The 24,336-nt window shown below is 64.5% G+C and carries 17 protein-coding genes; 5 read left to right on the forward strand and 12 right to left on the reverse strand.

Annotated elements, in window-relative coordinates:
* Nucleotides 1-17: 17 nt before the first annotated feature.
* Nucleotides 18-2,513, reverse strand: a complete 2,496-nt coding sequence (locus IPM18_10400; protein MBK9119991.1) for a M6 family metalloprotease domain-containing protein — start codon at nt 2,511-2,513, stop codon at nt 18-20.
* A gap of 590 nt (nt 2,514-3,103) precedes the next feature.
* Between IPM18_10400 and rpmH the strand changes: the two genes are divergently transcribed.
* Nucleotides 3,104-3,238 (forward strand): 50S ribosomal protein L34, encoded by a 135-nt coding sequence (gene rpmH, locus IPM18_10405; protein ID MBK9119992.1) that lies wholly within the window; start codon nt 3,104-3,106, stop codon nt 3,236-3,238.
* A 7-nt stretch (nt 3,239-3,245) separates the two neighbouring features.
* Here rpmH and IPM18_10410 read toward each other — a convergent pair whose 3' ends face one another.
* Entirely contained in the window at nt 3,246-3,989 is a 744-nt protein-coding gene (locus tag IPM18_10410) for a NeuD/PglB/VioB family sugar acetyltransferase (protein ID MBK9119993.1), read from the reverse strand.
* A 212-nt stretch (nt 3,990-4,201) separates the two neighbouring features.
* Here IPM18_10410 and IPM18_10415 point away from each other — a divergent pair, with 212 nt between their 5' ends.
* Entirely contained in the window at nt 4,202-4,753 is a 552-nt protein-coding gene (locus IPM18_10415) for a hypothetical protein (GenBank protein ID MBK9119994.1), read from the forward strand.
* 625 nt (nt 4,754-5,378) lie between these two features.
* Here IPM18_10415 and IPM18_10420 read toward each other — a convergent pair.
* The 8 genes from IPM18_10420 to bamA all read right to left on the reverse strand — a co-directional run bounded on the left by IPM18_10420 (nt 5,379) and on the right by bamA (nt 18,898).
* A complete protein-coding gene (locus IPM18_10420; protein MBK9119995.1) occupies nt 5,379-8,363 on the reverse strand; it encodes a hypothetical protein in 2,985 nt (994 codons plus the stop codon).
* Between the two features lie 53 nt (nt 8,364-8,416).
* Complete coding sequence (locus IPM18_10425) at nt 8,417-10,234, reverse strand: glycosyltransferase family 1 protein (GenBank protein ID MBK9119996.1); 1,818 nt, start codon at nt 10,232-10,234, stop codon at nt 8,417-8,419.
* 48 nt (nt 10,235-10,282) lie between these two features.
* A complete protein-coding gene (locus IPM18_10430; protein MBK9119997.1) occupies nt 10,283-10,432 on the reverse strand; it encodes a hypothetical protein in 150 nt (49 codons plus the stop codon).
* Nucleotides 10,433-10,447: 15 nt separating this feature from the next.
* Complete coding sequence (locus tag IPM18_10435; protein MBK9119998.1) at nt 10,448-11,710, reverse strand: AI-2E family transporter; 1,263 nt, start codon at nt 11,708-11,710, stop codon at nt 10,448-10,450.
* Nucleotides 11,710-12,126: a hypothetical protein gene (locus tag IPM18_10440; protein ID MBK9119999.1), complete on the reverse strand. Its 417-nt coding sequence runs from the start codon at nt 12,124-12,126 to the stop codon at nt 11,710-11,712. Before IPM18_10440 ends, IPM18_10435 begins: the two co-directional genes overlap by 1 nt.
* 25 nt (nt 12,127-12,151) lie before the next feature.
* Complete coding sequence (locus tag IPM18_10445) at nt 12,152-13,552, reverse strand: hypothetical protein (protein MBK9120000.1); 1,401 nt, start codon at nt 13,550-13,552, stop codon at nt 12,152-12,154.
* Between the two features lie 90 nt (nt 13,553-13,642).
* The gene (locus IPM18_10450; protein MBK9120001.1) at nt 13,643-16,456 is read right to left on the reverse strand and encodes a hypothetical protein; all 2,814 of its coding nucleotides are present in this window, start codon (nt 16,454-16,456) and stop codon (nt 13,643-13,645) included.
* Nucleotides 16,457-16,534: 78 nt separating this feature from the next.
* Nucleotides 16,535-18,898 (reverse strand): outer membrane protein assembly factor BamA, encoded by a 2,364-nt coding sequence (bamA, locus tag IPM18_10455; protein MBK9120002.1) that lies wholly within the window; start codon nt 18,896-18,898, stop codon nt 16,535-16,537.
* A 184-nt stretch (nt 18,899-19,082) separates the two neighbouring features.
* Here bamA and IPM18_10460 point away from each other — a divergent pair, with 184 nt between their 5' ends.
* Complete coding sequence (locus IPM18_10460; protein MBK9120003.1) at nt 19,083-19,832, forward strand: gamma-glutamyl-gamma-aminobutyrate hydrolase family protein; 750 nt, start codon at nt 19,083-19,085, stop codon at nt 19,830-19,832.
* Nucleotides 19,833-19,851: 19 nt separating this feature from the next.
* Here the strand turns inward: IPM18_10460 and IPM18_10465 are convergent, their stop codons facing one another.
* Nucleotides 19,852-20,649, reverse strand: a complete 798-nt coding sequence (locus IPM18_10465; GenBank protein ID MBK9120004.1) for a hypothetical protein — start codon at nt 20,647-20,649, stop codon at nt 19,852-19,854.
* 52 nt (nt 20,650-20,701) lie between these two features.
* Nucleotides 20,702-22,105: a methanol--corrinoid methyltransferase gene (locus IPM18_10470; GenBank protein ID MBK9120005.1), complete on the reverse strand. Its 1,404-nt coding sequence runs from the start codon at nt 22,103-22,105 to the stop codon at nt 20,702-20,704.
* A 294-nt stretch (nt 22,106-22,399) separates the two neighbouring features.
* Here IPM18_10470 and IPM18_10475 point away from each other — a divergent pair, with 294 nt between their 5' ends.
* Both IPM18_10475 and IPM18_10480 read left to right on the forward strand, forming a co-directional pair.
* A complete protein-coding gene (locus tag IPM18_10475) occupies nt 22,400-23,035 on the forward strand; it encodes a corrinoid protein (protein MBK9120006.1) in 636 nt (211 codons plus the stop codon).
* Nucleotides 23,036-23,123: 88 nt separating this feature from the next.
* Nucleotides 23,124-24,248: a hypothetical protein gene (locus IPM18_10480; GenBank protein ID MBK9120007.1), complete on the forward strand. Its 1,125-nt coding sequence runs from the start codon at nt 23,124-23,126 to the stop codon at nt 24,246-24,248.
* The last annotated feature ends 88 nt before the right edge of the window (nt 24,249-24,336 follow it).

Consider the following 24,336-nt stretch of genomic DNA (forward strand, 5'->3'; position numbering starts at 1 on the left):
CGCTGCGGCTGACTCGCTCAGGGTACCGAGAGGCACGGCACCGGGTTCGGGGTTTTGATCGCGGCGATGAAGCCACCGATGTCGCCGAAATCCACGCTGCCGTCGCCATTCATGTCACCGTTGTGGTACAGGCACTGACCGGCGTCCGGATCGAACACCCACCCGCCGGGGCCGGGGAGCTTCACCGCCTCGATGAAGCGCGCGATGTCCGCGAAGTTCACCACTCCGTCGCAGTTCATATCACCCGGGCAGAGCTTCGGCGTCTCACATTCGTCGGGAATGCCGTTGTGGTTGAGGTCCAGCGACGTCCCGCTCGCGAGGTCGCACCCGTCGTCCACGTCGTTGCGGTTGCAGTCGCGTGTCGGCCGCAGACTCTCAGAGGGGATGAGAGTGCGCGGGCGACCGGGCGCCTGCCAGCGCAGTTCCGCAATTGCGCTGCCGGAACTGTCGAAATACTCCATCCTGAGTGCGTATTCGCGGTCGCCTGCGAGTTCGATGCCCCCGGTCCATTCGGTCGTGGACTGGTCGACCCACTTGTCGATGAGCAGTTGACCGTCGACCCACAAGCGCACGCCATCGTCGGTACGCGTGAGGAACGTGTACACGCCGCTGTTCGGTAGCGTCCGGACGTAGCCGGTCCAGCGGACACTGAAGCCGTCGCGCGGGAAGCCGGGCAGCGGGGCGTTGCTGCCCCAGTTGAAGGCGATCATCGGATCGCTGCGACCGACCGGTACCCCCGATAAATCCACGCTGCGATAATACGCCCCTGCCAATCCGGCCGTCGCGGACTCGCAGTCGTCGGCGATGCCGTTGCCATTGCAGTCCTGGCATTCATCAGGGACACCATCCGCATTGCAGTCGAGACTGAGGCCCAGCGCGATATCACAGGTATCCGGCCGTCCGTTGTGATTGCAGTCCAGCTCGGGGTTGGCGAGGATCTCGGTGCCATCGGGAATCCCGTTACCGTTGCAGTCGAGCAGCAGATCGTAGTCGAACGTCATCACGGCGCCGGAAGCACTGATGTTGCTGAGCGCGAGGCCGGAGTCATCGCCCACCCACCAGCGTGAACCCGGCGTCGTATCGACCGCAAACCGCCTGAAGACTGGCGCGCGGTAGAGGTCTGAAGCGTCGCCCTGGTTGGCTTTGAGCTCAAGGTCGAAGCGGCCATCGGCTTGTTCGAGGGAAACCTTGTAGTGCTGGTTCGGCAGCATTTGCTCGTGATCGTTGCTGCCGGCTTCGTCAATGTGCCAGATCGCCAGTCCTGCACCGGGTAGGCCGATGTCGCGGCCGAGCTTCTGCCGGTTCTCGATGAGGAAGTACTCCAGCGGGTTGAGTGGATGGCGGAAGCGGTAGACCACATTCCCGGTGTGCGGGACGGGCTGGGCCGTGGCCGGAAGGATCAGGTCGATCACCTGGGCCCACCCCGCCTGCACCTTCATGAACGCGCTGGGGTGCTGGGGATTCGTGGCCGACGTGCTGGAAGCCATGATGCACCACTTGCCGACGCCGTACGATTCGCCGCCATAGTCGTACAGGTCCGGCCACCCCATCAGCATGTGGCCGTTCTCATGGCAGAAGGTGGCGAGCCGCAGCTCGTTGCGCATGTCGGTCATCTGGTAGCGTTGTGTCCGAACGCCGTTGGCCTGGAAGCTGATCGTCCACGCGTGCGGCCAGAGCCCCTGGGACCAGGCGCTGTTGCGCTCACCCGCGTAGAAGCAGTTGAGTGCATCGACGATGCCGTCCCCGTCCGCATCGTACTGGCTGAAGTCAAAACCGGTGGCGGCGAGGTGCTCAAGGGCTTCGCGAACCAGTTCGCGGGCGCGTGTGCCGAACGAGATCTCGGGGTCGGTGTAGTACGATTTCGGGTGAAGCGCGCGGTAGTAAGCCGGCATGACGTAGTTCGTATAGTTCAGTCGCCCGTCCGAAACCTCGGAAAAGTAGTCCCGCACTGAACCGTGGTTGCCGTAACCGGTGTATCCCAGCTCGTTGCAGTAATTCGTGACCGTGGCCGGCGCGATCGTGCCCTCATCGTCCACGAAGTCGATCAGCAGCGTGATTCCGATGACATCACCCTGCGACGGACCGCGGGGGTTGCCGTCGCGATCCGCGGCACCGATCTCCGTGCGCCCCTCCTGCTCAAAGCGCGCTCGTGCAGCCAGCGCCTGTACTGCCGCGGCCTGCGCGGAAATACGAATCCCTTTGGGTAAGGCGCGGTCGAAGGGTAGAGGGGCATCGGCTCGCAGGCCAGTAGACTCAAGGGCGGTGCCGTCCGTGCTCAGCGCGGCGTAGCAGATGACCTGCGTACGCGGGTCGCGTACCAGTGTGTAGCCGTCGAGCGACTCCACCACCGAGTAGAACTCGTCGCCCCAAATACGTACCGGGAGCGCCGCGCCGTCTGGTTGCCGCAGGGTAAAGATCTCACCGTAGACCGGGTCGGCCTGGGCGATGTGACCGGCGGACAGGCATAAGACTGCGGCGACCAGTAGAAGGTGTAGGTGGGCCCTGGGGGGCATCGTCGGGATCTCCTTGGCCAGTCGTACCCATAATGGCTGGCGGCACACGTGCTTCCAAAGCTTCCGTCGCCGCCTCGCGGGGCCGCCTATTCATCGTACAACACGATGGCACCAAGGCGAACGCCTTCTCAGGTTTCACACCCAGGTTTCCGGGAGTCACGGCGGAGGAGGTCGTTGTGGATTTCACCATTCACCGCCGGGCATGGACCTTCACAAGAAACGTGCAGCAGTCCAGTCACGGACCGTGTGAACGGCCTGTCAATCAGGTTTTCGGCTCAAAAGTACGCTCCCAGGCAAGGATCACGCCCAAGCCGACCTTGGTTGGGTCAGGGGTGAGGAAGGCAAGTCCCCGCGAGGTCATCAGCAGTTTGGTGGGCGTAAATCCCCCCGCCGACTTGGTGCGGCTAATAACGGTCTTACTGGAGAGTATCCACGCTCAGGCATTCGACGTGTTCGCGGATGGTCGGATTCTGAGCGTCCCGGTGCCCGCTTGGCGCCGGACGGTGGTTGCGGCATAATCAACGGTCTTCGCATAGGACCCGTGCGGTACCGGAGGTCCCGGCCGCCGGCTGGCAAAGGATAGGTGACGTATGCATTACCCCCATCGCATCAGCAAGATCAAGCGGAAGCGCAAGTGCGGCTTCCGGGCCCGGATGCGTACCCACAACGGTCGTAAATTGATCAACCGCAAGCGTCGGGCCGGCCGGCAGGTCAGCGTGGCGTAGGTCGTGCTTAGTCGCCAGTGAATGTGTGGAGCGGGCTTGCGTCTGCCGGCGCACCGGCAGATCCGCATGGCGGTTCGAGGCGGCTCATATAAGGGGGGCGGGGTTCGGGTACGAAACGCGAAGTCGTATGAGCCACGGCCGGTACGCCGCCGACGGTTGCGTGCGGGGGGACATCCCGAATGACAACCGCGCCGGGCAGAACCCTGGACCAGTTACCGACCGAACGGCCGGGGATCACACAGGCACCAACCCCCAGCGTTACGTAGTCGTCAATGTGTACGCCCCCGGCGAGTCGTACGGCGGGTTCGAGGAATACACCACGTCCTATAACGTTGTCGTGCTCAGCGATCGATCCGGCAGATAAAACCGTATGAGGACCGATGTGCGCGTGAACGCAGACGTTGACCCGAGCACCGACGATGACATGCTCGGCAACCCGGGACGAGAGTGCAAAACTCGCCAACGGATGAATGGCAGATACGAGTCTCATGCCACAAGCGGCCAGGGCCTCTGCGATGGCGACTCGGGCAACGTTGTCACCGATGGCAACGATGGCATTGTGTACGCCACGCCGCAGGAATTGCGCCACGGCCGCAAGATCCCCGACGATGGGCAGTCCAGCGGCTTCCGTACCATGTTTCCGAACGTCGGAATCCAGAAATGCAACCGGACGATACCGCCCCGCGTGTTCGAGTATGTCGACCACGACCGAGCCGAGTCCCCCTGCGCCATAGATGACGACGTCTTCCATGTCGACTACGCTATTGCCTGGAGGTTGTCTGCCGCGAACCGGCCTGCACTGGTAAGGCGTCCGCCACGGCGCACCGCGGGTTCTATCGGTCAGATCGACGATGGTTCTGCGAGTGGGTCGCTTGGGTGTGGCCATCGTGTGCGGAATGACCTTGGCAGCGGAACGGTGATGAGCCGGTACGGCAGCACATGAGCCCAGTGGAGCGTCTGAAGATGAAGCGACCAATACATTGGATCGGGGTAGGGGTTGCGAGTTTGTTAATCGTCGTATGGGCGGTAGGGGCCCAGGAGACCGTCAATCCACCACCGAAGATCGAGCCGCCAACGTCGACCACGCAGCCAGCACCTGCCGACGCCCCGGGCAACCAGCGCCCGGCACAGGCGGAGATGATCCGTCGTCTGCTGGACCGTGATCGAAGGCCACCGGCGATCTCCCCCGAGGGTGGTGTGGCGTCGGATGCCCCCGCGGTTGATCCGGATGGGAATCCGCTCTTGCCCGATGGGGCGATGGTCTTTGAGCGGAGTGGACGGCTGGTGCGGGAAGGGGAGCGCTCGCGGTTTGTGTTCCAGTTGCAGCCGTCGGACCCGAAGCTGCGTTCGATGGAGATCCTTCCAAATCAATTGCGAGAAGCGATGGAACGTGAGGCCGCCGCAGGATTTACGGAATTTATCGTATCGGCCGAGGTGACCCGGTACGACGGGCGGAACTTCCTGCTGCTCAAGAAAATCCTCCGGCGGGTGAGTCATGGCAATCTGGGTCCATGACACTTAGAGGATACGCTAATGCATTCGCGGGATAAAAATGTAAAAATAGGCAGGTGTAAAGCAGGATTGAAAAAAGATGTGATACAACATCATCTCGTGTTATGAAGCGATAGATTACCGATTTGTAGCGGTCCAACAAACACGAACAACCCATATTTCCTTGGTGACGCCCCAATCATGTGAAAATTGGTAAGCATCACCACTTCCTCCCATAAGAATTCGTGTTAATCTGCACCTGTCGTCGTAGGCGTTTCGGACGTAACGACGGGTGGCAGGTGTAAGGCACCCCGTCGAGCAGCCCTGAGTGGATCCCGGTCGGCGACGCTGCTCAAGGATGGGCTGTGAACGACCGACGCGCGTCGGCAAAGCACGGAAGCCATGCCGACGCCTCTTCGTACCACGCAACGGAGAAACTGCGGACCCGAAGCCAAGCATTAAAAACCCTGGGTGACACTCGAATCTGACGTCTCCAGGCCATCAACAGGATTGCTCGTAATCGTTCGTCCGCGTTTGATGGCCCCTCGCTCGAAACCCAACCCCCCTCCCCTGTAGGCGTCAATTCCGTGTCACCCATTTTCTTTTTCCCCTTCGAGTACTGGTGGCGCGACTGGTACTGCTCACACGCCTACCGCTCGTTTTTCACCACAGCCCACCGAAACCCCGTGGTCACCCCCGTACCATCCAAGCCGCGTCCCCAGTGGAGACGAACGGCTGGGAACCCGTCCGCGTCATCGTCGCTGTAGGTTGTTGCGATCAGTAGCCGATCGTCGGCCATCCATGGTTTACCGAACTCGTGTGAAATCGGAAGGTTGAGTTGTACCACCCGGAAGCCGTCCGGGGCGTCCTCTGCCGTGATACGCCAGTCAGCGAGCAGTGCCGAGGGTGTGCCATGCACGGCCAGGATGCTCGGTGTGCCCGCTACCGTAAGGCGGGCCTCGGTGTGTTGCGGGTGGCCCTCGCGTGCCAGCCCGACGAGGATGAAGTCGCCGCGGGTGCGTCCATTTTCGTCCACGGCGAACGGAATCAGACGGTCGTCCTTAATCCTCCAGGCCAGTAAGAGTCGATCGCCCTTGAACGCCGCATGCAGAGTAACCTCTGCGGTGGGACGCAGCCCCGCCGCCACAGGTGCCAGCGCGTCGAGGCGGTAGCGGGGGTCGCTCAGACTTGTTTCGGCAGTGAGGGCGCGCACCTGTGACAATGGACGGACCGTCAGCGGCACTTCAACCGTTTGCCCCTCGATCGAGGCGCGCAGGGTGAGTTCCACGTGCTCGAAGCGCTGCTCTGCCCGGGGGGCCAGTGTGATGCGTTGGGTCAGCGTATCGCCCGCATTGGCACTCAGTGAGGCCGATTGAAACGACGCCTCGATAGGCGCCTCGCGCCCCAGCCGCACCTGCAGGAAACTGCGACGAAGTTCTTGGAGCGCGTCCAACTCGACGTTGAAGCCGGTATTCTCGCCGGCGAACACGATGCTGGGGGCCCGTAACCACGGCTTCCTCAAGGTCAGGTGCGGTTCACTCTGGGCACGCTCGAGTGTCAACACCACGAACAGTGGCCGCGGTGCCGTGACAAACAGCGTGGGATAGCTCGAAGTGAGCACGGGCACTGCCCGGCGCTCGAAATCCGTTACGGTAAAGGTGCCGGCGGCGCTGCTGAACGGTGCAAGCACAGCCGGGAGAATCCGGTTCGCGGGCGGGAGCAGGACACCGATTTGCTGGGTACTGCCCACGAATAGCGCGGAGTCGAAGCCCTCCGGCGTTCCCGGAACGGGACCGGTCCCCCGCAAGCCGGTCAGCAATCCGGCGGTCGACGCGTAGCCGATCATCGTCGTGCGCGGACCGAAGTCGCGCCGGATCAGCCCACGCTGCTGTGCCGGTCTGGCTGGGTCGTTGTCGTCATCGCGCAGATCCGACCACAGCAGACCGCCCACACCGGCGGCGGCGGCGGCGACGTAGTGCCGCAGCACGGCTTCGGCATCGGCGGTCTGGCCGGTTCCCGACACAGCGGCAGCGTGGTGCAGCCAGAGGTCCTGAGATTGCCAACGGTACGCGGTGCGGGCTTGGAAGGCCTCGAGGTCACGCAGCGCCGTGGCCGTATCACCACGGGTCTGGAAGACCCGTGGCAGATCCGGTGCGCCGCTGCGCAATGTGCCGATGTCGAGTTGTGCCGCCGAGTCAATCACCAGCAGGGGACCATAAACCACCGTGTCGGGGTGACGCTGTAACAAGCGCGCACGTATGGCGTCCAGCGAGGCGGCGTGTGCGGCCGGGTCATCCTCTCCCAGGGTTTCCCGTGTTACGAGCACGTTGCGAAGTCCGGCCCCAAAACGTGTCAGCGTTGCAGAGAGGGCATCGCTGATCGCGAGCAGTCGTTCCTGCGGGTCGGTCGGAACCCAGTCCGGCGGCTCGGTCAGTACCAGCAGCACGGCCATGTCGCGTTGAATGATGGTCTGGAGGGGAGTGGCGAGCGTATCGAAATCAAAATTGCCGCGTTTGGGTTCGAGCGTTTCCCAGGGTACATCGAGCGCCAGCAAGTTGACGCCCATGTCGCGCGCTACGCTGATTTCGAGGAGTTGATCCTGCAACGGCTCACGCAGCAGGTTCGTGCGCACCCCGAAGAAAGTTGAACGCCCGCGCGCTACGCGCCGATTGCTCGGTGTGACGGCGATCGTCGTCTCGAAGACATTCGTGGTCGGCCACCCGGGGGCATGCACCTCGGCCACCAGGCGATAGAGTCCCGCATCGGTCACGCGCTGGGAGAAATCGAGCTTGCGGGTCGAGCGGTAGTCGATCCCGCTGACGGGCAAGCTGATATTGGCCTGCTGCGTCTGGAGGACCGAACCGTCGGCCCGCGTCCATGCGAGCTTGACAGTGGTGTTCAGGGCAACTTGTCGCGAGCGATTTTCCAGTACCACCGCAGCGCGTACCGTAGAGCCCGGTTCGTAGAACCTTGTGGGCTCATCGAAGCTGAATGTGCCCGCCACGAGGTCCGGCGCCGCGACCCGGTGCTCCATCTGAAGATCGTCGATGACGACCGTCTGACGACCTTGGCGTGTTGTTACGATCCGCAGGGCCTCTAATTGAACGGGGAAGGTCAGGGCCGTGCTGCCTTGCAGCCGCTCCAGTGCGGTTGGTGTCAGATCGCTGGCTACCTCGACCCACCGGTTTGGAAGCGTGACGTTCTGAGCGGGCGTTTCGAAGAGCTGGCCGGCACTGTCACGCAGGCGGAAGGCCACTCCGATCGGGGCATCACCAATCCAGCAGTACGCCGCGATGCGGTTGGCTTGCGAAAAGCGCATCGGCTCACGAAAGACGAGGTCCACCACCACCGCCACGCGGGGTTGTGTGGCGCCAATTTCGACGGACAGCGCCCCTTGTCCGCGGGCCGGAATCGCCACGTTGCGGACGCGACAATCGCCCGGCGCTACAGCGTGCGTGTCGCCGATCCGAGCCGCCACGGTGGAGGACTCGAAGTCCGCGAGGACTGTAACCGCCGTCTCCTGCCCCCATACCGGCAGGCATCCAAGCAGCACAGCCAGCCCGCCGATCAGCCACCTAGCCACCGGATGAGCGGTTCGATCTGTGAGGCCGTTCCCGACCAGCATGCGCGACATGGAACTCTCCTTACCCACGCGCATCGAGCGGGAAGTAGTACCGCAGCGGGCCCCTACGATCCGGCCCTTATGCTGCGGAGCACCTCGGCGAGACACTCAAGGCGTTGCGTGAAAGAGTGCTTCGCGGCGACGTGCTGTCGCGTGCGGTCGGCCCGTTGCCGGACCTGCGGCGACCCATCCCACACCCATTGTAGGGCTTCCTGAAATTCCGACAGGGTATTGAACGGGGCAAAGTGCACGTCCGGGGTCAGCACTTCACCGAGCATACTGCTGTAAGACACGCCGCCCAGTCGTTGAATCAGCAGTGGCCAGCCGCGGGCGGCGGCGAGCAGGAGTTCGGGGCCAAGCGGGTCCAGCCGACCAGCGGCGACACACACGCGGGGTGCGAAGGCGCGTTGTGCCCCCAGTGACGAAGCGTGTTTCGCAACGATCTTCAACTCGGCACCGGCAAGCCGTTCCCAGCCGCGACCGACGGCGGCCACACGTAAACCCCCGCGCAGACAGGCGCGCACGAGCGTCACCTGAAGCACGGCCGGTATCAACCGGTCCTCGATTAGTTGCAGCAGGGCTGTACGGAGACCGTCATCGTCGATACGCAGCCCGGTGCGTCGTTCAGCCGCCACGAGTAAGCCCCCAACCGGCAGGAGCTGCGGGCTTTGCCACTGTTGAGCGATGTCGGCTGTAATCGCCTCCCACAGCCGCTGGTGGGCCGAGTTGCGCAGCCCGTACGTTTCTGGTGTCTCTGCGGGCAGGTCACCCAGAAACAGCACGACCTCCTTCGGCTGGGCTGGTTGCAACTTGCTCCAGGCGGGGTCACACGCCCAGTACCACGGCGTGACCTGGGATGGTGTTACGCCGGCTTGTTGCAGTGCGGCCACAATGCGCGGTGAAGCTGCGAGGTAGACGTTGGAATCTGGCACGGAGTTAGGTGGTGGGCTCTCCAGGTGCCAGATGAAGGGCATTCCCGGCAGAGGGCGTGGGAATAGTTCTGGACCATGCTCCACGCACACCGTGACCTCGGGGGTGTCGGCCAGCACGGCTGCACAGTGACTCGTGACATCGACCGTGCGCGGGTCCGTGACGATGGCCGGTGTGATGTGCCAGCCGAGCGTAGTGGCGTGTTCGGCGAGGGCGTGCAGGTACGGTGCGTGGATGCTCGGTCGCAGCGAAAACAGGGCGAGGCGCGGCCGATCCATGACCGGGGTGATGGCGCGCGGTGTGATCGTGGCGAGGTTAGCGGCGCGCTGCTCGGCGATCTGCCGGCTGATTCGCATCCCCAGCGCCTGAAGTGTGGTGATGTGCTCCGGCGTCGTGAGGCAGGGAACCAGAATCTCGCCTGGCGGAAGCAGCCCGGGCAAGGTGGTTAGCAGTTGTTGCAGTGCCACCTCGGCGTTGTCGGGCCGCAGGAAGTAGCACCGTCCGCAGGCGAGCGCGCCGCTGAAGTCACGGCTGTGGAGCACGGCTGCGAGGGTCGCGTCATTCTCCGGGAATACAAAGACGGCAATATGGGCCGGCAATTGGTCGAGTAAATGGTGCAGTTCGGCGCCGGCTCCGAGGCGGGGCAGGGCGACGTTCTTGCCGTGGACAACGAGTCCATCCAACAGTCCCGCGGCGCGCGTGCCCGGCGCAGCCGTCCCACCGAGCCAGCGCGGTGGCTCCCCCGGCTGTTCCAGGCGCCACGTGGGAGTTTCATCAAGGCCGTATACCGCACGCCATGGTGACGGCAGCACTACTCCGGCGAGCGTCTCCGCCAGTTCTGGCTGGTGCCGGGTGAGAGCTTCCAGGTTGTCAGACCAGACCTGCGGATCGAGCGACAGCGGCCGCTCCCGATCAATGTCACCGAAGTGCGGCGGCTGTCCAGAGTCGTTCAACGGGAGGTCTCCGCGCACCGTGGCCATGCCGCCGGATCGGCCTGCGGATCAGCGCCCGGGGTAGCTGAGCGCGAGCCACACGAGAAACGCGAACCATAAGGCAAAGGCCGCGCTCCAGATCAGCAGGGGGCGGCGCGACCGGTGTGGGTCGGCGCCCAGCGGCAGTTTGTCAGAGGATTGCGGGTTGGTTCTGGTCATGAGAGCTCCGCGAGTTCACGCATCCCTGGGCACGTCTGACGAGGCATCGTTACCGGCGGTGTCAGCGTGGGCAGCATCGTCCGCGGGGGTGAGCCGGTAGGTCACATGCTCATCCGTCAGCGGCTCGCGGACTCCGGCGAGCCGCCGTACCTCAGGCAAGACATATTGCGCACCGAGGACCTTGAGCGTACTGGTCACTGGAATCGCGAGCAACATCCCGAGCAGGCCAGCGAGCTGTGCGCCGATCAGCAGGGCGACCACGATCACAAGCGGATGCAACCCCGACGCCTGCCCCTCGATCGCCGGACTCAGCAGGAAGGACTCGAGCGCCTGCACCGCGAGGAAAACCCCCATCGTCAGGATCAGGGGTACCGTCCAGGCGGTGCCGGCATCCAGAGCGCCCGCGTAAGCCGAGAGCAGCGCGAGCGGCAGCGCCAGGATGCTGAGGAAGGGCACGAGATTGAACAGTCCTGCAAGCAGGCCCAGTGGCACGCTATAGGGTACGCCCACGAGCGTCCAGCCGATCGCGCTCAGCAGGCCGACCAGCAGACTGACGATCAGCCGCCCACGGAAGAAATTGGCAATCGCTTCATCGGCGGTTTGGACGATGTGCACGATTGTCGGGCGGTAGTCCACGGGCAAGTGGTCGCGCACCGCAGCCATCATGTCGTTGAAGCGCCAGAGGAAATAGAACGCGAACATGGGTACGAGCACGAAGAGGGTTGCAATGGTCGCAATGTTGGAAAACACGGTCTGTACCGTGCGGATGGCGGTGCCCGCCACGGCCGTGCCGTGTTCTTGGAGATATGGGCGGGCGGCCTGCCACCAATCGAGCACGTGGCCGGGCGGTGTAGTCGGTCCGGCTTCAGCACTGGCGTCCGGAGCGGTCGTCGGGGCACCGATCCACTCGCCCTGTGGCAGGTTCAACTCAGTAAGGAAGGTGCCGATGCGCTCCACATAGATCGGCAAGCGGGCCTGGAAAGTAATGAGTTGCCCCATTGTGGCCGTCACGGCGTAGATCCCGCCTCCGGTGAACAGCAGGGCGGCCAGCGAGAACACCACGATCGTGGTCGTGAGACGCGCTACACGGTGGCGCTGTTCAAACCAGGTGACCACCGGATTGAGGATGTATGCCAGCGCGAAGGCCAGAAGCAGGGGGGTCAGGACGGGGGTCAGGCCGTAAAGCAGCCCGAGCAGCAGCACCAGCCCCGTGACCAATGCAGCGAAGCGAACCCAGTGCCACGCGGTCGGGGGGAGCTTGGGGATGTAGCGGTCCATCAGTCCCCTGTGCCCTCATCGGCCGTATCAGGGCCCAGTTCGATCTGGTAGTGGCCGAAGGCGTGGTGGAAATCATACACGTCGTCGAAATCGGTGATGTCGTCCGACTCTTGCTTGCCCATCAGGCCGATGCCGATCATCAGGTAAACCATCTCGCCGAAATCGCGGGTGCGATGGATGTTCCAGCGACGCAGAACCTCCCGTGCGAGCGGTCCCCACTGCCGCACCGCAAGTATGCGCAGGGCTTCGGCGAGCTCCTGTCCGGTGACATGGTGCCCGACCCGGTCGCTGCCCTCGCCGAACTTGCACTGCGTCGCGAGGTCGAGACCGCGGTGCAGGAATTCATAGGCCTCCGCCGGGTAGCGGCGATCCTGCCGGATGGCGCGCTCGAATCGCTCCAGAAGGGTTGATTTCATCACTGTGCTTCCTATGCTCCGCCGGCTAACTTGCGTCCGGCGCAGGACCACGCTCACCAGGGCCATCGGACCGGGGACGCTGCCGCCGTCCGCGCCGTCGCTTGCGGCGTCTCTGTTCCTGCCCGGAGCCGCTCTCCGCTTCGGACCCGGACGCGGGGGGGCCGGTCTCCGCCGAGTGCTCCGGAGGCATTGTATCTTCCCGGTGTGGCGCGCCGCCACGACTCGGGCTGTCCCCATCACCGGGCCCGTGCCGCCGCCGCCGGCGTGGTCGCCGCGCCCGCTCGACTTCGCCTTCGGGCGCAGGTCCGTGTGCCTCGCCTGTGGGGGCGGGCGGTGGGGTGGGTATGGATTCGACCGAGGGCGGTGGTGCGGAGGTCTCTGTGTCGCGCTCGGACCGCGCATCCGGTCGCCGTCCCGGCGGGGGGCGCCCTCCAGATCGGCCCTGTGGTGCCTGGGGCAGTCGAACGCCGGCGCCGCGTTCGGGCCGCTCGAGCCGCCGATCGGGCGGCAGGCCGTCCAGCAGTTCCTCATTGGGAATCGCTACCAGCCGATCATCATCGTCCATCTGCACCATCAGGAGGTGCGTCAGGATCTGGCGATCGACGACGGTGCCACCGCCCAGTTCGGTCAGGACACGCGCGCCGACGCGCGGCAGCGTCCGTTCCAACTCCTCGTACCCCTCCTGCTCATAGCGCAGGCAACAGCGCAGCCGGCCGCAACGCCCCGATACCTTGCTCGGGTCCAGCGTGGATTTTTGCAGCTTGGCCATCTTCATCGTGACGGGCCGCAGCTTCTTGAGGAAACTCTTGCAGCAACACTCCCGGCCGCAGACCTCGTAGTCGGCAACAAGCCGCGCTTCGTCTCGTGCGCCGACCTGTCGCATCACGATCCGCGTGTGGTAATGGTGCGCCAGTTCCCGCACGAGCTGGCGGAAATCGATGCGGGTGGGGGCACTGAAGTAGAACACGATCTGCTCCCCGCCCAGCAGGTGCTCCGCAGTCACGACACGGATGTCCAGACCCAGTTGATCGGCGAGCGCGGCGCAGTGCTTCACATCGTCGTTGATGTGCGCATTCAGGTGCTCGTGCTCGTTAACGTCCTGGTCGGTGGCCGCCCGGAGGATGCGTCCGGAACGGGGCTTGCAGAACTCCGGACCGCTGTTCTTTACGTATTCGTCAACGCGCTCCTTGGGCATTTTCCGATCACAGCCGCAGACCCCGACCGGCTCGCCCAATTCAATGCCGCGATCGGTTTCGACCACGACCTTCTGGCCGCAGTTGAGCTTGAGAGAGGGCCGCGCGCTGAACTCGCCGAGGACCCGCATGGCGCCATAGCGCACGGGGCGCACGAATTCCGCCGTCGCGGTACCGCCGCCTTGCTTCGCGTTGACCTGATCATTGCCGCTATCTTCGGGCTTGGAAGCCATGTGAGATTCCTGTCGCAGTCCCCCCACGGTTTCGACCCGACGGCCGCCGCGCCCTGACGCAGCACACCTTCGGCCTCTATTGTGCCCTCTTCAGGGCACTGCGACAAGTTGGTCGAGTTTGCGCGGACCGCCGATCTCCTGCACACCGGTCCAGAGCTGCTGTCCTGCGAGGTCGCGTGCGGCCGGGAAGCGGTACCGTTGCAAGCGTCGGATCCCGGGTGAGACGTTCAGGAGTACACCCTCCTGAAGGGCGAAGCGTGGGGCTTGGCAGAACGTGTTGAAACTCACCGGCTGGGAGGTGCGATTCTCCAGCGACTGTTCGATTATCAACGTGTCGCCCTCCCACCACGCGGTGGAGACGATGTCGAGGTCCGTCAGCCCAATCTCGATCGGTACGTCGAAGTGCAGGGCGGCCGTGTGCGGCCGCTCGATGAGTAATGCCACGTGCAGGTTGCGGGTCTCGGCGACCTGCCGGGGTGGAATCGCAAACGTGAGGGGCTGCTCAAAGGCCGCGCCCGGCGGGACGGAGATCCGCAGCGGGGCAGGTTCGACCTGCCAGCCCTCGGGCGCGGTCAGCTCGATCTGTGCCTGCAGCGCCTCGCGCCAGGGATTGCGGAGTCGCAGTACGGGCCGGGTCGCGGGGTCGTGCAGTTGCAGAAAGGAGGGCTGCACCGCGAAGCTATGGTGCAACCAGAGCAAGGGGGCATCCACGCCCGTCAGCAACAACGGCTCCGGTGCAACCGGCACCCGAACACGGTCCCCATCGTAGGACAACGCGGGTGAACTGCCGTCGAGCGCGGTCGCCCGTGTGCTTGCGCCGAGATAAAGGTCCAGCGGCGGGGTGGTGCCCGTTTCGTCCCAGGTCCAAACCGCGAGTGTATAGGAGTCTTCGCCTTCGAATAGCACGGCCACGGTTGCGGGCTCGAAGTGGAAGGTGTCGATGGCGCGCCGGCCGGAAAGCTCGTGAAGTAGGGTGCGCAACGGAATGTAGCGAATCGTGGGCTGCCACGCGCCGCGTCCGGACGTATGCACGTACTCGAATGGGGCGGGCACGAAAAGCCGATCGGGTTGCGCCGTTGCGGCGAGCACAACGCGCCGTGCCAGATCGATGACCTGGGCACGCGGGTCGAGATTAGTCGGCGCGTCGATGTGGAGCCAGAAAGCCGGGCTGCGCCCACTCTCGGCGGTCGGCAGGGCACCGCCCGCGGCGATCCATGGCGCGAGGTGCCACGGGACTAGGTGCGCGGGGACATCGCCCGGCAGCCAGAACGAAAACGCGAAGGGTCGCAGGGAAGGTACATCGAGTGAAGTCCACGGGTCGGTGACGGGTTCGGGCGCAGTGCCGACTTCCGCCTCGAACAGCGTGCCGGCGTCGCCCAAGTCGAAGATGGCGCGCGGCACGACCAACTGGGGAATGGTCACGAAACGCCGCAGTCGCTCGCGGAGTTCCATCAGGGCGGCAGGGGTCCAGGCGCGCGGTCCGTCCAGCTCGCCGGACTCTTCCCCGAGCTGCCAGGCCGTGATCAACCCGCCAAAGCGCGCGAAAACCGGCCCGACCCGCTCGATCCAGCGCGGATCCTCAAGTAACAGACCATAGGTCGCGGGGCGCTGCGCGGAGGTCATCGCCGGGTGTCCGGCGAGGAGGACTCCGGTGGTCTCGATTTGCGCGAGCGCGAGCTCCCGTGTCAGTTCATGGGCGCGCGCCAGGTATTCACTCTCAATGTCGTCCGCCGCTGTCCCGGAAGTCGTCAGTCCGACTTTCACCGCTCCGCCACCCAGCGTCGTGACGAGGTCGACGGCACCTGCCGCGGTTGCATCCGGCCAGCAGCCGAGATTGATACCCAACTCGGGGTAACGCACCCGCCGCTCGAAGCGGAGGGGCAAGACCGCGAAGCGCAGCTCCCGCTGCAACAGCTTGTCGGTGGCTCCTGCCACCAGTGTGGCCCGGGCCGTGTACAGCCCGGGTGCCAGTTCCGGCAGCGGCTGCTCGAAGGTGGCATGTTCCTGGGCTGCCAGCGGAAACCGCTCGAGCGCGATCCGCGCGCTATCCTGATCGAACAGCTCGTAGACCGTTTCCACCTTCGTGAGAGTCGTGTTGTACACCTCGATGATGCATGCTTCCGGTCTGCCCGCGTGCACGAGCCCGCCCGGATGCGTGTGCAGCAGGCGGACGCGTGGCACACGCACTAGCGCGAGGTCGTCGAACCACACTGCGGCATCAACTTCCTGCCTGACAATCGGAGCGGGGATGTGGGCAGACGTCTCGTCGAGAGCCGTATCCTGCAGCAACCAGAGTTCCACCTGGAGGTGTACGGCGCGCGGATCATCCACCGTGACGGGGATTTCGAACCGCTGCCACGGCTCATCAGGCGCGTCGGGCGTGCGCGAACGAAGGCGTGCACTGACGCAGCGGGTGGCTTCAATCGGCGTGCCGGTGTCGTCGATCTGCACGCACAGAACCAGCGCACTGGCATACTCGAGTCCGACGGCCCGCAGGTACCCCTCCAGCAGATAATCTGACCCGGGCACGAGCGGCAGGTCGTTGTGAACGTAGCGCCAGGCGATGTTCCCACCGCGCAGTTGCAGGCCGAAGGAAGGGGGCGCCCGGTGGCCGGTGGTTTCGTCCAGGAATCCATCGGTCAACCCCGCGGCGAAACGCGGAAAGCCCGGTCCCGTCAGTGGCTGCCAGTACATCGGCGTCCGACCGAAGTTGCCCAGCGGCCGCTCGTCGAAGTCGAATAACTTCACCTGCCGGTAGTGCTGGCCGCGCCAGGCCGCTGTGCTGAGGTCTGATTCGCCGGCTTGTCCGGCGGCCAGCGCAGTGATTGCGCCCACGGCTGCCAGCGCAACGAGCCGGCCCGCCGCGCCACGTCGAGTCGAGGGCGCGCGGAACGAGCGTGTCATGGTGCTCCGGCAGTGGTTATCGGTGGGCAGAGGGGCCCGGTTGAGCGGGGTCGTCAGACGGCCCCGCACGGGGCGGTGTCAGAACGAGGCGCCGAAGGCGAAATTGAAGACCTGGGTATTGTCGTCGCCCTGTTTGATCAGCGGGAAACCGAAGTCAAACACGATTGGTACCGGTCCGAAGAAGTCCACCTGCAAGCGCACGCCGAAGCCGGCCGCCACGCGCCAGGCGGAAATGCCGAAGCCCTCCTCGACCGTGCCCATGTCCACGAAAGTTACACCGCGCAGGTTCTGGCCATACAGCGGGAAGGAGTACTCCGCCCCGGTGAGGACGATGAAGTTGCCACCGATCGCGTTCTTGTAAACACCATTGCGAGGAGAGATGCCGCGATACGCGAATCCGCGGAGCGACCCAAAGCCGCCCGCGTAGTACGCCTCGAACATGGGGTAATCACCGAAGATGTACGCCACGTCCGCCCGCACGGCCAGCACACTCTTGCGATCGAGGATGTCGGTTTGCAGCGTCTTGTACCACGCTGCGCTGAAAGAGGGCTTGCTGAAGGTGAAGTCACCACCCAGCAGTCCCGCCTGCTCCCATGCGAAGCTCAGGCGGTACCCCTCGGTCGGGAACAAGCGGCTGTCGGTCTGGTCACGGACGATCGCCCCCTTCAGCGTCGCGAGCGTGTGGTCACCGCGCTGCTCACGGATCTGCCGCGCCGCGAAGACGTCGACATCCATGATGTCGATCAGCTCGAACCGTGTCGAACCCTCGATGGCCCAGCCGTCGAGAAAGCCGCCGTCGAAACGCCGACTCAACGCCAGACTCAGGCCAAGTCGTTGTTCGTCGTAGCCGTCGCGACCACGCTGGAACAGGTAGGCCGACGAGTCGAACCGGATGCGCTGATCGAAGAGGTACGGCTCGGTGAAGGAGATGCGAAAGCGCGTGAGCTCGGTGCCGGGTTCAAATTGGATCAGCAGGCGCTGTCCGTCACCTTTGAACGACCGGCCGCGGAAGAATTCTCCCCAGGTACGTGGTACGGCGAAGAGATCGAAGTTCCGGTTGTCCAGCGAGATCGACCCGACCAGGCCGCTGTCGGTGCTGACGCCGAAGCCGACGAGGAACTGCGTCGTCTCGGTCTCCTCGATCGTCACAAGGGCCTCGCGTGTATCGTCGATCGGTTCGAGCGGCACGATCTCGATGCTTTCCGGGCGGAAGAGCCCCGTCTCGCGGAGGCGCTGCGTTGCGCGGCGCACCTCGTTCGTGTTGTAGAACTGCCCGGGATAAAAGCGCAGCTCGCGTCGGACAACCTCGTCCTTGGTCTGAAGATTCCCCCGGATCGTGATACGCCCGAACCGATACTGCTCGTCCTCATCGATATCGTACCGCAGGACGACCAGACCTGGTTCTTCGAGATAATCGAAGGTGGTCTGGATCCGGGCATCGATGTAGCCGTTCCCGCCGTACAGGTCGCGCAGCCGCTCCGTGTCGCGGCGGACCAGCTCGTTGCGGGCGGGGCGCCCCGGCAGCAACTCCATCTCTTCACGCAGCCGCGTGGTGCTGAAGACTTCGTTGCCGCGTACCACGATGTCCTGCACGGTGTAGCGCGGACCCTCTTCCATGACGAAGATGAGCCGTACATCCGCCCGCGCGATCTCGTCGAAATCGAGCCGGTAGCCCACGCGGGCATCCAGGTAGCCCTCGTCACGGTAGAGCTGCTGCAGTGCGAGGGTGTCGCGCTCGGCCTGGTCCTCGTCGAGCGCACCAGCTCGGAAGATCCAGATGTACGTCTGCGACTGCACCAAGGCCCGCAGGCGGCGCGTGCCCAAGGCGCGGTTGCCTTCGAAGTCAATGTCACGCACGCGCACGCGCGGTCCTTCGGTGATCCGGTAGATCACCCGGCCCTCGGACTGCAGCGCCAGCTCGTCGATCGTGACCGTCGCGTAGTAATAGCCCGCCTGGCGGTACTTCTGGAGAATGTCCTCGCGACCCCGGTTGACCTCCCACGCATCCAAGGGCGTATTCGGGACCGGCGTGAGCTCGAACAGCTCCTTGTCCTCGAAGCGCTTGTTCCCTTCCAGTTCGACCGCGAGCACCGCCGGCTTCTCTCGGACGTTGTAGCGCACTACGGCCTTCCCCTCTTCCACCGCGGTGGTGGCGAAGGCCGCGAGGAATTTCCGCGATTGCAGCAGTGCCCGAACATCGTCCGCGACCTGCCCGCGGTTCAGCGGCTGGTCTGGGCGGGTTCGCACCAGTCGGCGTACGAATCCTTCCGAGATCGTCTCCAGACCGAGGAAATCCACCCTTCCGACGGTCATGCCCTCAGGGGCTTCGGACTCCTGTGCTGCAGCCGTAACCGCGCCGGCTACACCGACCAGGAGCACCCACCCCGCGAGGACTCCGTACGCCCACCGCTCCGCGGATTCGAGTCGCGCTGACGCTGCCACCAACAGAACCTCGCTTCCGTCCCGGCGACCGAGGGGCCGCCGCAGGAATGGGAGGGTACCCCGGGCCGGGAAGGCCGGGGACCGCGCCGAAACCGCGCGTTACTATAGCGGCACCCGCGCGCGGTGCAACGGCCGGCGTGAACCGGGTCCGCCCGCGGGGCAGGCCGCAGCGAAAGGACCGTCCGTGCGCCCTATCATCGGGATCAACTGCAGCTTTGGGTTCGATCATGACGCCGATCCGCCACGTGCGCGTGCCACGCTCAGCGCGGCCTACAGCGATGCGGTCTTGGCCGCGGGGGGGCTGCCGGTATTATTCCCGGTGCTGCTCGAGCCGGACACGGCACTGCTCGACGAATTGCTCGCGCGTGTCGATGCCATCGTATTGACGGGGGGCTACGACCTCGATCCGCGCCACTACGGCGAGAACCCCCATTCGCAGACCGAAACGATGCATCCGCGCCGTGAAGCGTTCGACCTTGCGCTCATCCACCGCCTCGAAGAGTTGCGCAAGCCGACGCTCGCCATCTGCCTCGGCTTTCAGATGTTGCATGTGCTTCGCGGGGGCAAGCTCGTTCAGCACATCGACGATCTGCCTACGCAACCGCGCATCGTCCACCACCTCCCGCGGGAGCAGAGCGCCTTCCACGAGGTGCAGATCGCGCCGGAGTCACTCCTGGCGGAGATCGTGGGGATGTCCGTGCTCGAGGTGAACAGCCGTCACCACCAGGCGGTTGCGCCGCTGCACCAGGGAAGCAACTTGCGCGCGGTTGCGCACGCGCGCGATGGCCTCGTCGAAGCGTCAGAAGATACGCGCGACGGCCGCTTTCTGCTCGCTGTGCAGTGGCACCCCGAGAACCTGATCGACCGCTGGCCGCACCGACGGCTTTTCGAGGCCGTAGTCGCCGCGGCTGGCGGCCGAGGAATCCGATCGTGAGCGCGGGCGGGTGGCGCGGTCACTGAGACGGCAGACAAGTGTCGCCGATGGCGCCCTGTGCCTGGCACGAACCCGGCGGAAGCCCCACGAACGCCGCCCGGCGCTGCATGCAATCGTCCAGGTCGCACCGTTCACAGGGATAGCCGCCCGGACCGACCAACTCGCGCGGTCCGAGCCCGATCAGCCCGGAGACGGACTTGATCGGGATCATCAGGCAACTTGGCTTGAGGCGGACGTTGATTTCTGCGGCCGGCAGTGATCTGAAAAGGGGCACCTGTTCCCGCACCGACATGCCGCAATAGCCGGGGCTGTAGCGCGGGGTGATCGCGAGTCCCACCGCGTGCGCGTAGGTCTGCACTTCCGTCTGTACCCGTTCAGCACAGGCCTCGGCACTCTCGGAGGCGATCGCGTCGACGATTGTGGCAGGCATGACCTTGCCGGCACGCATCCAGCGGTGGCTGAGTCTTTCTAGCCCGGAGCCGACGGTGACGATGAAGGTGGCGATCTTGACCGAGTGTTTGAGGAATGCGCCGACGGCCCCGTGAAAGACCACGCCGTTTGACAGGGCGATGTGGCCGGGCTTCAGTTCGACGACGTCGTCCACGCGGAAAACCGCCCGTGGGCGCATCAATCGCGGCAGTTCCGCCAGCAGCTTGTCGAGCAGGTCGAACCAGCGCTGATGTCGTTCGCGCCCCGGTTGCAGTCCGACGAGGCGGGCGATCTGGCCGCGATCGGGGGTGACCTCATCAAAGCGGACGAGGCGCGGCGCACCGTTCTGGGCGGTGGCGTTGGGGCTGTGGTGGTGGGGGGGCAGCATACGGCTCCTCGGTAGCGCGCGGCACCCGCGCCGGCCCGTCTCCGCTCAGATTCTAGGCCGAAAGATCGTAGGCCTCCGGGCTGTAAAGGGCGCCATACTTCGGTTGGATTTGGGCTTGGAGAGTCGCGGCATCCTCGGGCAGGGCGTCGAAGGCGGTCCGCAATTTGTCGTACCAGCGGGCCTCGCGCCCATCCATGCGGAGTGCTTCCGAGGCGCGGGCCTCGTCGAGCAACGCGAATGCCGTGCGTCCGGCCGCCAGCGCCCGACGATAAGGGTCGGTTTCGCTCGTAATCGCGGCGGCCAATTTCAAGGTGGCCACAGGGGTCATGAGTGCGGCCTGGGCACTGTGCGGAGCATCGCTTTCAACATGCAGATCCCGCAGGGTCTTCTCGGTGCCGCGCTGCAGGGCCACATTGAAAAGTCGGCAGTCGTAAGCGAGCGATTCGAGTGAGGCGATCGGAGCCGGTCCGGATAGCAGTCGTACGTCGGCCACGGACTCGTTGCTCCAAAGGTCGCAGGCCGCGCCGGCAATGTTGCCGATGGGCGAGAGGTGTGCGCAAGTAGCGGAACGGCCCTCCATGCTGATCGGTACGCCGGCGATGGCCTTCATCACCGGACCCTCGTAAGCACAATCCTTCGACGGTCCCACGGCGCCGCGCTCGTACGCCACAAGACTCCGCACGCTGGACAGCGCCCGGACGACGGCGGCAAGTGTATCCGGCAGCATTTTCTGGCCGACGAGCTGCATGGCGGTATTGGCGAAACCGCAGGCCGTGTCGCCGCCGGCCAGCACGTTGTGGGCATTGCCGACTTCGACGAACTGGTCCCAGAGCCAGCTCATATCACGCGGGGCGAGCACGCCCAGGGCAAAGATGATCCCGGGAATGTCCCCGCGGGTGAGGGCGAGGTCGTGGACCTCTTTGCCGCCCGTGGATTCGATCGATAGGAAGTCCGCACCGCGCGCCGCACACTGCTCCAAAGAGGCGCGCATGTGGTCCCATGGTTCACCCTTGCGACGCGGCGGGGGCTTTTGCTCCTCACGCAGATCGACGATCGTAACGCGCAGCGCGGATTTGAGGCCAAAGGACTCCTGGGCTTGCCGGAGCTTCGTCGCGAGTAGTTCGGTCAACTCGGCACCCCATCCGGGCGTGGCGGTCATGGGCGGAAGCTGTTCAAACTCGACAACGAGGCCGGGCAACGCGAGGTCGTGTGCACGGCCAAGCAGGGCGTCCATGAGCTGCGAATAAATCTCCCGGATCTTGGGCCAGGTCTCTGACGTGATCGGCATGGGAGGAAGTGTGAAATTTATCTCGGGGTACACCTCGCCGGCGCCAAGAGTGAGACCCGAACGCGTTCGCACGGGCTCTGGACAGCGTCCGAACATGAGAAGGTCGGCGGTCGCGAGCGCGGGCTTGCGATAGGTGCGGGTTTGAGCGTTGCGGGAGGTGGGAACCATGGCGCGGGCTCCGGATAAAAGGTTTCATTGTCGTCGGATTCGGAATGATACCATGCCGGGGTGGGGTGGGGCGAGAGTTCATCCGCTAAAATGATAAAAATGTTCTCATGAGCGTGGCGGTGACCTTCAGCAAGGGCCGCAGAACACTGTCAGTGGTCGCTTATCGGGAGAAGCTCACGGGAGCAGGATAAAACGGTTTATCCTGCCCCTTGTACCACCTACGGGACCTGCCATATACTAACGCATCCGAATATTCGACGCGACGTTGCGTCAATGGAACGTCTGGAGTCAACGATGTCCCTACTCGAAAAGATCGCGAAGGCCGTCCTTGATGGCGACGAGGATGCTGTACCCGGTCTCGTCCGGCAAGCCGTCCAGGAGGGCAGCGCCCCGAACGACGTTCTCCAACAGGGCCTGCTCAAAGGCATGGCAGAAGTCGGCCGCCTCTTTCGCGACGGTGAGTATTTTGTTCCCGAAGTACTGATTTCGGCTGAGACCCTGAAGGCGGGCACGGCCGTCCTGAAGCCGCTGCTTGTTGCGGCGGGTATCAAGCCGGAGTTCACTGCGATCGTGGGGACCGTCAAGGGCGATCTGCACGACATTGGCAAGAACCTGGTATCCACCATGCTCGAAGGCGTCGGTTTCGAGGTGATCGACATCGGTGTCGACGTGCCGGCCGAGCGGTTCGTGAGTGCCTGTCGCGAGCACAAGGCCCATATCGTTGCGATCAGCGCGTTGTTGACCACGACGATGCCGGCGATGGAAGAGGCCGTGAAGGCCCTGCGCGCTGCCAATTTGCAACCGACCCCCATGGTTCTCGTCGGTGGCGCCCCAATCACGCAGGACTACGCCGACAAGATCGGTGCGAACGGCTACGGCAAGGACGCCGCGACCGGTGCCGAACTGGCACGCAAGCTGGTCTCTCGATAGGCCTGAAGCGCTGCCGCCTGGCCCCCCGCCCGCCCCACCCACCCTCTGCGAGTGGGGGGGAGTGTTGCCGTGCGGCTTCGGAGTTGCCATGCCCGCTACGCTGACTTCGTGTGAGCGAGTTGCGCGGATGCTCGCCCGGCAGCCGCACGACCGCGTACCCATGTTCGACTGGTACTGGGCCGAGGCGGAACAGACCTACGTCACCGCGCTCAACGATCCACGACTGGCCTGCGGCATTCACGCCTCCCGGCCGGACAACTACGACCGGCTCACCCTGTGGGAGTATTTCGACTTCGACCTGATGCAGGTGGGCTGGCCGGACCAGCGCCTGCGCATGGTGCCGCCCGAAGTGCTGGAGGAGAGCGAGGAGTGGATTCTGCAGCGCGACGGCAACGAAGCCGTGATGCGCTGGTGGAAGCACAAGATGGGTACGCCGGAGCACGTCAGCTTCGGCATCGACACGCCGGACAAGTGGCGGAAGGTCAAGCCGCTCCTGCAGGCAGCGCGCAACCGTGTGCGGTGGGAGGAGTTCTGGCCGCGCTACCAACGCGCGAAGGCCGCGGGCAAGTTTATCTGCTTTGCCGGGGTGGAGGTAATCGAGTCGGTTAAAGACGTGCTTGGGCACGAGACCATGCTCAAAGGGATGCTGAAATGGCCGGAGTGGATCCAGGACGTCTTTGAGACCTACACACAATTCGAGATCGACATGTTCCGGCTGCTGGAGGCCGAGGGCATGGTGTGCGACGGGGCGTTCATCTACGGTGACACGGCCTACAAGAACGGGCCGTTCATGAGTCCCCGGCACTACCGGCAGTTCTCGAAGCCGAGCCACACGCGGTTCTTTGCAGAGTTCAAGCAGCGCGGCATGCCTGTGATTTTCCACTCGGACGGTGACATTCGGCTGCTCCTGAATGACCTGATCGAAGCCGGCGTGGATGCGATCAATCCGCTCGAATCGCGCGCAAGCATGGATGTGCGCGAGTTGGCGCCCCAGTACGGTCAGCGGCTCGGTTTCGTGGGCAACATCGACGTCACGGTACTGGCCACGAACGACCGGGAGCAGATCCGGGCCGAACTGCACAGCAAGATGAAGGCCGGGATGGAGCAGCGTGCTTACATGTACCACTCCGACCATTCGATCCCGCCGGGGGTGACCCTGGATACCTACCGATGGCTGCTCGACGAAGTGCGGCGGGTGGGGGTATACGCGTAAGCGGCTGAAGGGAGCACCGCAGGGGGCACGCGGTTGCGGCGGGGTCATCCTGGGGTATCGTGGGCCTGTCGGCGGCGGGGCTGCGACC

The organism is Phycisphaerales bacterium, assembly GCA_016716475.1.
Taxonomy (GTDB): domain Bacteria; phylum Planctomycetota; class Phycisphaerae; order UBA1845; family Fen-1342; genus JADJWG01.

Coding starts and splice junctions, on each gene's coding strand:
- IPM18_10430 (MBK9119997.1), bottom strand. CDS start 10,432: ATGACCAGAACCAACCCGCAATCCTCTGACAAACTGCCGCTGGGCGCC.
- IPM18_10415 (MBK9119994.1), top strand. CDS start 4,202: ATGAAGCGACCAATACATTGGATCGGGGTAGGGGTTGCGAGTTTGTTA.
- IPM18_10400 (MBK9119991.1), bottom strand. CDS start 2,513: ATGCCCCCCAGGGCCCACCTACACCTTCTACTGGTCGCCGCAGTCTTA.
- IPM18_10420 (MBK9119995.1), bottom strand. CDS start 8,363: ATGTCGCGCATGCTGGTCGGGAACGGCCTCACAGATCGAACCGCTCAT.
- IPM18_10450 (MBK9120001.1), bottom strand. CDS start 16,456: ATGACACGCTCGTTCCGCGCGCCCTCGACTCGACGTGGCGCGGCGGGC.
- IPM18_10465 (MBK9120004.1), bottom strand. CDS start 20,649: ATGCTGCCCCCCCACCACCACAGCCCCAACGCCACCGCCCAGAACGGT.
- IPM18_10410 (MBK9119993.1), bottom strand. CDS start 3,989: ATGGAAGACGTCGTCATCTATGGCGCAGGGGGACTCGGCTCGGTCGTG.
- IPM18_10445 (MBK9120000.1), bottom strand. CDS start 13,552: ATGGCTTCCAAGCCCGAAGATAGCGGCAATGATCAGGTCAACGCGAAG.
- IPM18_10475 (MBK9120006.1), top strand. CDS start 22,400: ATGTCCCTACTCGAAAAGATCGCGAAGGCCGTCCTTGATGGCGACGAG.
- IPM18_10470 (MBK9120005.1), bottom strand. CDS start 22,105: ATGGTTCCCACCTCCCGCAACGCTCAAACCCGCACCTATCGCAAGCCC.
- IPM18_10480 (MBK9120007.1), top strand. CDS start 23,124: ATGCCCGCTACGCTGACTTCGTGTGAGCGAGTTGCGCGGATGCTCGCC.
- rpmH (MBK9119992.1), top strand. CDS start 3,104: ATGCATTACCCCCATCGCATCAGCAAGATCAAGCGGAAGCGCAAGTGC.
- IPM18_10435 (MBK9119998.1), bottom strand. CDS start 11,710: ATGGACCGCTACATCCCCAAGCTCCCCCCGACCGCGTGGCACTGGGTT.
- IPM18_10440 (MBK9119999.1), bottom strand. CDS start 12,126: ATGAAATCAACCCTTCTGGAGCGATTCGAGCGCGCCATCCGGCAGGAT.